This is a genomic window from Hymenobacter sp., from assembly GCF_035709525.1.
GTDB lineage: Bacteria > Bacteroidota > Bacteroidia > Cytophagales > Hymenobacteraceae > Hymenobacter.
On sequence record NZ_DASTEP010000124.1, the window covers coordinates 71,283 to 79,108 of the forward strand.

11 protein-coding genes are annotated in these 7,826 nt (G+C 64.2%); 4 read left to right on the forward strand and 7 right to left on the reverse strand.

The genetic code is table 11. The annotated features are described in order from the left end of the window. The first annotated feature begins 57 nt into the window (after window positions 1-57). The 3 genes from VFO93_RS10890 to VFO93_RS10900 are packed head-to-tail and all read left to right on the forward strand — an operon-like array spanning window position 58 to window position 2,154. Window positions 58-360, forward strand: a complete 303-nt coding sequence (locus tag VFO93_RS10890) for a hypothetical protein (protein ID WP_325134399.1) — start codon at window positions 58-60, stop codon at window positions 358-360. After that, on the forward strand, window positions 350-1,612 hold the full coding sequence (locus VFO93_RS10895) for a DUF2157 domain-containing protein (RefSeq protein ID WP_325134400.1): 1,263 nt from the start codon (window positions 350-352) through the stop codon (window positions 1,610-1,612). Before VFO93_RS10890 ends, VFO93_RS10895 begins: the two co-directional genes overlap by 11 nt. After that, complete coding sequence (locus VFO93_RS10900; RefSeq protein WP_325134401.1) at window positions 1,612-2,154, forward strand: GDYXXLXY domain-containing protein; 543 nt, start codon at window positions 1,612-1,614, stop codon at window positions 2,152-2,154. Before VFO93_RS10895 ends, VFO93_RS10900 begins: the two co-directional genes overlap by 1 nt. On the opposite strand, the gene VFO93_RS10905 is transcribed toward VFO93_RS10900, so the two are convergent. From VFO93_RS10905 to galK, 5 genes are all read right to left on the reverse strand, one after another. Next, window positions 2,138-2,599 (reverse strand): hypothetical protein, encoded by a 462-nt coding sequence (locus VFO93_RS10905; protein WP_325134402.1) that lies wholly within the window; start codon window positions 2,597-2,599, stop codon window positions 2,138-2,140. The genes VFO93_RS10900 and VFO93_RS10905 overlap by 17 nt on opposite strands. A gap of 87 nt (window positions 2,600-2,686) precedes the next feature. Continuing rightward, window positions 2,687-3,214, reverse strand: coding sequence for a biopolymer transporter ExbD (locus VFO93_RS10910; protein WP_325134403.1), 528 nt, complete (start codon window positions 3,212-3,214; stop codon window positions 2,687-2,689). Window positions 3,215-3,303: 89 nt separating this feature from the next. Next, entirely contained in the window at window positions 3,304-3,903 is a 600-nt protein-coding gene (locus VFO93_RS10915) for a 5-formyltetrahydrofolate cyclo-ligase (RefSeq protein ID WP_325134404.1), read from the reverse strand. Beyond that, window positions 3,894-4,796: an FG-GAP repeat protein gene (locus tag VFO93_RS10920; protein WP_325134405.1), complete on the reverse strand. Its 903-nt coding sequence runs from the start codon at window positions 4,794-4,796 to the stop codon at window positions 3,894-3,896. Before VFO93_RS10920 ends, VFO93_RS10915 begins: the two co-directional genes overlap by 10 nt. A gap of 6 nt (window positions 4,797-4,802) precedes the next feature. After that, on the reverse strand, window positions 4,803-5,966 hold the full coding sequence (gene galK / locus VFO93_RS10925) for a galactokinase (protein ID WP_325134406.1): 1,164 nt from the start codon (window positions 5,964-5,966) through the stop codon (window positions 4,803-4,805). A 161-nt stretch (window positions 5,967-6,127) separates the two neighbouring features. Here galK and VFO93_RS10930 point away from each other — a divergent pair, with 161 nt between their 5' ends. Continuing rightward, window positions 6,128-6,313 carry a hypothetical protein gene (locus VFO93_RS10930; protein ID WP_325134407.1) on the forward strand — a complete coding sequence of 62 codons (186 nt, stop codon included), beginning with the start codon at window positions 6,128-6,130 and terminating at the stop codon, window positions 6,311-6,313. 159 nt (window positions 6,314-6,472) lie between these two features. Here the strand turns inward: VFO93_RS10930 and VFO93_RS10935 are convergent, their stop codons facing one another. Together VFO93_RS10935 and VFO93_RS10940 are read right to left on the reverse strand one after the other, a co-directional pair. Continuing rightward, the gene (locus VFO93_RS10935; RefSeq protein WP_325134408.1) at window positions 6,473-7,129 is read right to left on the reverse strand and encodes a sterol desaturase family protein; all 657 of its coding nucleotides are present in this window, start codon (window positions 7,127-7,129) and stop codon (window positions 6,473-6,475) included. 42 nt (window positions 7,130-7,171) lie between these two features. Next, window positions 7,172-7,735 carry a shikimate kinase gene (locus tag VFO93_RS10940; protein WP_325134409.1) on the reverse strand — a complete coding sequence of 188 codons (564 nt, stop codon included), beginning with the start codon at window positions 7,733-7,735 and terminating at the stop codon, window positions 7,172-7,174. Between the last annotated feature and the right edge of the window lie 91 nt (window positions 7,736-7,826).

Here is a 7,826-nt window from a genome sequence, read left to right on the forward strand (position 1 = left end):
TTATTGCCGGGGTTAGCAGCTTGCGCCCGGCGTTCACGCTCTTTTCCTCCGCGCATTATGCCTACTGCTTCGCACCTCGAAATCTATTGCCCCGCCTGCCACTGGGAGCCCGATGGCCGCGCCCACTGGCAATGCACCTGCGGCTACGTCTGGAACAGCTTCGAGACGGCCGCCGTGTGCCCCAAGTGCCAGTACCGCTGGAAAATATCGCAGTGCCCCACCCAGCCGGGCGGCTGCGGAGTAGTCTCGCCGCACGTCGATTGGTACCACGGGCTCGCTGAGCTTATCGAGGAGCTGGTGGAAGAAGCCGCGCCCGCCACCGCCGAAGCCGCCGTATGTTGCGCGGCCAATGAGTCGTAAATTCCTCGAAACCGAAAGCCCGGCCTGGGTGTCCGAGGGCCTCATCACGGAGGCCCAGCGCGAGCGCCTACTGGCCCGCTACCCGCCCGACGCCGTGCAGGCCGTGGGCCTACTGCCGCTGCTGGGCAGCATCCTGCTGCTGCTGAGCGCCCTGAGCGTAGTGGCGGCCAACTGGCAGCGCCTGCCCGCGCCCGTGCGCCTGGGGCTGTTGCTGGGCAGCCTGGCGGCCGCCTACGCGGGCGGCGAGTACTTTCTCCGGCGCGGCAACCGGCGCGTGGGCCACGGGCTCATCGGGCTGGGGCTGGTGGTGTTTGGGGCGAGCATCATCCTCACCAGCCAGCTCTACCAGCTGGTGGGCTACGACGTGAGCGGCCTGCTGGCCTGGGTGGTAGTGGGCGTACTGCTGAGCTACTTATATGAAAGCCAGGCGCTGGCGCTGCTACCCATCGTGATAGGCGCGGCGGTGCAAACGTATTGCACGCAGGCGCTGGGCACCTTCAGCTACGCCACGCTGGGGCTGGTGGCGCTGGGCGGTGGCTACCGCTGGTGGCGGCGGCCCGATGCCATCGTGGCCTCGGTGCTGGCCACCGGGCTGCTGTGGCAGGCGGCGCTGTGGGTGGCGCTCAGCCACAGCAAAATCACCTGGTTTTTCATCCCGGCCATGCTCGTGTACGCGGCCGGCGACTGGCACCCCACGCGCCCCGCCGCCCGCGCCCTGCAAGGACCGGCGCTAGTAGCGGCGTATTTATTCGCGCTGGGGCTGGCCTTGTTTGGCGAAACCGACCAGTACGCGGGGCTGCTGCGCCCGCCGGTGCTAACCTACCTGGGGGCGCTGGCAGCGGTGTTTGCCTTGTCGGTGGCGGGCAAATGGCAGCGCGGCCGGCTGGCCTCGCTGCCCGACTGGCTGCTCTTGCTACCCGGCTTTTACCTGCCGGGCGGGCTGCCGCTGGCCGTGGCTACGCTGGTGGTGCTGTACGCACACGCGGGCTCGGTGCTGGCCCGCGCCCACCGCTCGGGCGAGGCCGAGCAGCTTACGCTCGGCACGGTGCTGTTCGTGGTAGCTACGATGGTGGCGTACTTCAAGCTCACCTGGGCGTTTCTGGATAAGTCGCTGTTTTTCCTCATCGGGGGCGTGCTGTTGCTGGGCTTGAGCTGGTATTTGCGCCGCCGCAATGCTCAGCGCCTTGCCGCTACCGTGGCGGGCAGTCCGCCCGCGCCGCCCGCCGCTTCCGACCATCAACCCACCGCCTGATGCTGACGCGCTCCTCTCCTTCCCACCGCATGCTGGTGCGGCTGCTGGTAGCGGCCCAGCTGCTCTACGTGCTGGGCGTGGCCGGGGCCGGCTACGCCACCACGGCCTACGGCCGGCATATCGTGCTGGCTACCAGCCCCGTCGATTTGCACAGCTTGCAGTACGAAAGCTTTGTGCGCCTGCGCTACACCATTGCGCAGGCGCCGCTGGCGGCCTGGCGCGGCCCTACCCCGCCCCAGCGCCGTCAGGGCGTGTACGTGCTGCTGAACACCGCCGCCGACAGCCTGGCCACCGTGGCCGGCGTGTACGACGCGGCCCCGCGCCCCGCCGCCGGCCAGGCCGTGCTGCGCGGCTGGGTTACCGATGTTTTCGCTCACAGCCTGGGCTTGCGCTACAACCTGGAACGCTACTACGTGCCCGGCGACAGCCCCCTGCGCCTGGGCAAAACCAGCCCCGCCGTGCGCGTGCAGGTCGGCATCGCGCCTTGGGGCCAGGCCCGCATCGAGGCGGTGCGGCTACTGCGGCCTACTGCCGCGCGCTAGCCAGCAGCTGGCGGTCGGCATCTGTAGCTGCCACCACGGCGTAGCGGCGCTGGCTGGTGCTATTCAGCTCGTCGAGCAAGTCAACCAGCACTTTATAATTGCCTTCCGCACCATCCTTGATATAAATGGTGGCCTTGTGGCGCTGCTGCCAGGCCCTGATTACCTGCCCAATGGGCCGGGCCGGCGTGGCGACGTGCAAGCTATCGGCCGCCGTAGGGGTAGCGGTGCCGAAGTAGTAATACGGCTGGCGGCCGCTGCCCACCAGGATAGTGAGCGCCTCGGCGGGTGCGCCGGCCGGCGCGGTGAGCGCTTTAGCGGGCTGCGTTAGCTGCATCACCGGCGGCTTGGCGAGGTGGCTGATTACCAAGAATAACGTTGGCAGCAGCGCTACGGCGGCCACTACCAGCAGCAGCCCCAGCCGCCATTTCATTTTGGAGTAAACCACCGGGCGAGAAGTAGGCGAAGAATGCATAGCCCGTGAGTTTGCGCAAGCTAGCCCGTGGCTGATTATTACCGGATGAAGCCCTGGCTACTATTCTTTCCCATTGGCTGCCAGCAGTTGGCGGTCGGCAGCGCTGAGGTCGGTGAGAGCGTATTTCTGTTGGTCGGTGATGCTCATTTCGTCCAGAATGTCCACCATGTCGCGGTAAACCGCCGCTGAGCCAGACTTAATCAGGATAACGCCCTTAGGCTCTTGCCGCCGAAACGCCAGCAGCACCTGCCGGATGCCCTTTGCCTTAAAATCGGTCGTGTGCAGCGGGGGCACCGCCACCGTGGGGTCGGCGGGCGCATTCAGGCCGAAGTAGTAGTGCATCTGGTGGTTTTTGCCGAGTACGATAGTCATTGCGCCGTGGCTGGCTACGAGGAACGGCTCTGTTTTATCCGGCACGGGCATAGTCAGCTGCATCACCCGCGGCTTGGCGAGAGTGGTGGTGAGCATGAAAAACGTGAGCAGCAAAAACGCCAGGTCTACCATCGGCGTCATGTCGAGGTGAAAGCTGTGCTTGCGGGTGCGCGGCTTTTTGCCGGCTTTCGGGGCGGGTTGCTGAATGGCAGCCATAGCGAAGAGGGTAAGAATGACTCGCTGCGCCCGCGCGGCTACCCCGCCGCGCTACCAAAGGCGGCAGCTACTCACCCGATGCCTTTCGCTTAAAAATTCCACACCCCGCCCGGCGTGAGGCAGGCGTGCAGTGGCACGTCGGTGGGCAGCACGTCGGCTATTTCCGCCAGTGGTTCATCATCTAAAAGGCTGAGCCCAATAAATTTCGCCCCCGGCCGGCACTGCGCCAGAAAACGGTCGTAGAAGCCGCCACCGTAGCCCACGCGGTGGCCGCGCCGGTCGCAGGCCAGCAGCGGCACCAGCACAGCATCGAGCTGCGCGGGTAACACCTCGGCAGCTGGCGCGGGCACCGGCTCCGGGATGCCCCAGCGGCTGGCGATGAGCGGCGTGGCGGGCGTCAATTCATAGTGCTTCAGCGAGATGCCATCGCGCTGCACCACGGGCGCGGCCAGGCGCGGCGCGGGCGCGGCGGCCCACAGCTGCCGGATAATCGACCAGGTATCGGGCTCGTTTTTGGCCAGCAGCGGCAGGAACACGTGCAGCCAGTGCCACTCCGGCACCGGAAAATGCTGCCACAAACCCGCCCGCAACTGCTCGCTGCGGCGGGCTACTTCGGCGGCGGGCAGGGCGCGGCGGCGAGCCAGGGCGGCGCGGCGCAGGGCGGCTTTAGGCGCGCGGTTTATTGGCATTCGCTTGCGGGGCGCTCAACTAGGCGCTTCTTTTTTTCGCTCCAGCGGTAGCAGTGCGTTTCAAGCGGTATCATTTCATTCTTCACCAGCTTATACACGGCCGTAGTGACAGACGTACCCGCACAGCAGGAATTGCGCTCATAGATGCGCTTTTTGACTGTATCAAATTCCAGTGAAACACCCTCAAAACCGCTTTCCTCGAAGCGTTTGGTAGCCGGGTTATACAAGAAATATAGGCTGGATGTATTAGGGCCGGCGTAGCCGTGCTCAAACACCGCAAAGTCGGGGTGGCCATCGAAATTATAGTCTCCCACCGTTATGCTGGTCAGCCCTTGGCGCTCACACTCCACGTCGAACTGCTGCACTAGGCGGTCGGTTTTTTTCTCCAGCAGGCGCACCTGCGAAACCGCCAAATTGCCGGTTTCAGCATCTTTCGCCAGCACTTCCTGAAAGTAGATACTTGGCAGTGAGGCGTATTGGCGCAGCTCGAGCGGGCCACCAGGCATGGGGCTGGCCCACAGGTCGAAGCGGCGCGTGAGCACCAGCGGTAATTGCTGGCCGGTAGTCAGGTTTTTCCAAGTGCCCGTGTAGCTGGCACGGTTGGCCGAAAACGCCGCCACCGTAAACGTACCCGTGGCCTTGCCGTGGCTGTCGCGCTCAGTCAGCGTCAGGGCACCGTGCTTCAACGTCCCACTCACCTTTATGGGAGTATCGAACTTGGTATAGACGTACATTCCCTGCTGCTGCACGCTTTGGTTGGCCCCGCCATCTTCCAGCATTAGCTCAATGGGCAATAAGCCAATCGTGCCCGTGTAGCACGATTGGCCCATTGCCACGCTGCTCAGGGCCAGCCCGAGCAGCGTGGCAGCCAGTTGCTTGGCCAGTTGGCTCATCGCGCTTTATGCCTTCAGCTCGCCCACGCCGTCGGCCAGGGTCGTCACGTAAGTTTCCAGTTCGCGGCCCAAGCGGTCCTGGTAGCCTTTGGTCATGAAGGCGATGAAGTTATCAACCTCGTCGGCCGCCACCAGGTTGATGGTGCAGCCGCCGAAGCCGCCGCCCATCATGCGGGCGCCGTAGGCACCGGGCGCTTGGTGGGCCAGCTCTACGAGCACATCGAGCTCGGGGCAGCTTACTTCGTAGTCGTCGCGCAGGCCGTTGTGGCTGGCATATATCAGCTCGCCGATTTCGTGCAGCGGGCGGCCGGCCGATAGGTCGGCGGTTACTTTTTCCACGCGGGCGTTTTCCTCCACCACGTAGCGGCAGCGGCGCGCGATTACCTCGCCCATCTCGTCTTTCGACGCCTCAATGTCGGCCAGCGTAGCGTAGCGCAACGATTTGATTTCCGGGTTTTTCTCGTTCATAATGCGCACGCCTTCGGCGCACTCCTCGCGGCGGGTGTTGTACTCGCTGTCGGCCAGCGCGTGCTTCACGCCCGAGTTGCACAGCACCAGGCGGCAGGCGGTGGTGTCGAGCGGAAAGTAGGCGTATTCGAGCGAGCGGCAGTCGAGCTGCACCACGTGCCCGGCGCGGCCAAAGAGGCTGGCAAACTGGTCCATGAGCCCGCACTGCACCAGGGCGTACTCGTGCTCGGCCTGCTGCGCGATGAGGGCCAGCGCCATCGTATCGTGGCCCAAATCGAGCATTTTATTCAAGCCCCAGGCGATGCCGCACTCCACGGCCGCCGACGACGACAAGCCCGCCCCGGCCGGAATATCGCCCCCAAAGGCGCAGTCGAAGCCCGGCACCTCGGCCCCACGCTGCACCAGGCCGGCCACTACACCCAGCTGGTAATTGGCCCAATGCCCCTGCTCCAGCGGCTTGATATCGGCCACCGCCACCTCGTACTCGGCGTTGAAATCGAGCGCCCGCAGCCGGATTTTATCGGTACCATTGAGGCGCAGCCCAAAGTACACGGCCTGCGTAATGGCTCCCGGCAGCACCAGACCCTGGTTGTAGTCGGTGTGCTCGCCGATGAGGTTGAGGCGGCCGGGCGCGCGCACCAACAGCGTGGGGGCGGCGTCGAAATGCTGGGTAAAGGCCTGGGTAAGGGCAGCGGCAGTCATGCGCAAAAAGTGGGTAAGAAGTAAGAAAACGGCCGCCGGCGGTGCGCGGCGGCCCTTGCAAAGGCGAAGGTAGCGCCAACCTTTTGCCGCCGCAGCCAGTAAGCCGAAACTACCGCGGGCACGCATGTGGCCGGCTTCCTCATCCTTCGCTTCTACCCCCCATGACTACTTCACGCTTCTCCCTCTTTATGGTGCTGGCCCTGCTGGCTACCACCCTCACCAGCTGCGAGCTGGCCGGCGACATCTTTAAAGGCGGCATCTGGGTGGGCGTCATCGGCGTGTTCGTCGTGGTAGCCATCATTTTCTGGCTAGTCAGCAAAATGGGTGGCGGCAACCGCAATACCTAGCCTGTGCGGTAAGCTTCAGCTTGCCGTAGAAATGTAGGGTAAGCTTTAGCTTGCCAGCGCAACCACAAGTAATACAATACAAAAAGGCGCGGCTCCCAATGTGGGAGCCGCGCCTTTTTTGCGAGCGGGTGGCAAGCTAAAGCTTACCCTACAAGTCGATTAGCTATTCTGCTTCTTGGGCATGGTGCCGATGATATGGTCCCAGAGCGTGCTGCTCACGCCGAAGGCTACCTCATCCTGGCGGTAGTGGTGCTGGGCGTGGTGCGTCCACCACACTTTGAGGAAGTTTTTCGGCGGCGCGTACACGTGAATGGCGTAGTGCACAAACAGATACATGGCGTAGCCAAACGTGAAGCCGGCCAGAATACCGAACGCCCAGCTTCCGAACACAAACCGGAAGATGAAAAACAGCAGCGACGCCACGAACACCGTCAGGATGGGCGGCATGGCCAGGCGGGTTTCGTCCTTAGGATACTCGTGGTGCACGCCGTGCATGGTGTACTGAAACTTGGCCCGGCCCGGCGTGGTAGCCGGAATGTGGTACACATAGCGGTGCACCAAATACTCGACCAGCGAAAACAGCAGCAGCCCACCCAGAAACAGCCCCAGCCCCGAAATACCCGTCACGAAGCCGTGGGTGATGCCGTAGTATAAGCTCACCAGCGCGGTAGCGATAAAGATGCTGACCGGCAGCGCGATGTGCGTGTGCGAAAGCCGCTCCAGAATCGGGTTGTCGAATAGCTGAGCCGAGCCCTTGTGCTTGGGCCGCACGGGGGCGGCCGTGGGCTTGGCTGGCTTGGCGGGGGCGGTGTCCATCTCCATATACAAAGCGATTAAAACCAGAAATAAAGGGCAAATTTACGAAGCCTCCCCCGATAGGTTGAGGTCGGGCTTAAAGCCGGCCTGCGCCAGCGCCGCCACCAGGGTAGCCGCCGTGGCCACCCCGGTGCAGCGCAGCCGGGCCTGCGCATAGAACCGCTCGCGGTCGGCCAGGGTTCGGTGCAGGCGGGCTAAAAGCGCGCTTTCGGGCGTTTCGCCAGCCGCCGCGGCCGTGAGCAGCGGGCGCTTGGTGGCACTGCGCAGCAGGCGGCGCACCAGTTCGGGCGCGGGCACATCGAGCCAGACGGTGAAGCCCGTGGCTTGCAGCACGTCGAGGTTATCGTGAAAGCAGGGCGTGCCGCCGCCCGTGGCCAGCACCAGCGGCGGGCCATTGCGGGCGGCCACGGCGCGTAGCGCCGCCGCCTCGCGCACCCGAAAGCCCGCCTCGCCCTCAGCCGCAAAAATCTCGGGTACCGTGCGGCCAGCCGCGGCCACGATGTCGGCATCGAGGTCGCGAAACTCGCGGCCGTAGTGCGCGGCCAGGCGGCGGCCGATGGTGGTTTTGCCCGAGCCCGGCAGGCCGAGGAGGTAGAGGTTGTTCATTGGTTTCTGATATCTATTGCCGTCCGTCATGCTGAGCGCAGCGCAGCGGAGTCGAAGCATCTCTATCGCTCCGTTGCTAACGACAAAGGTT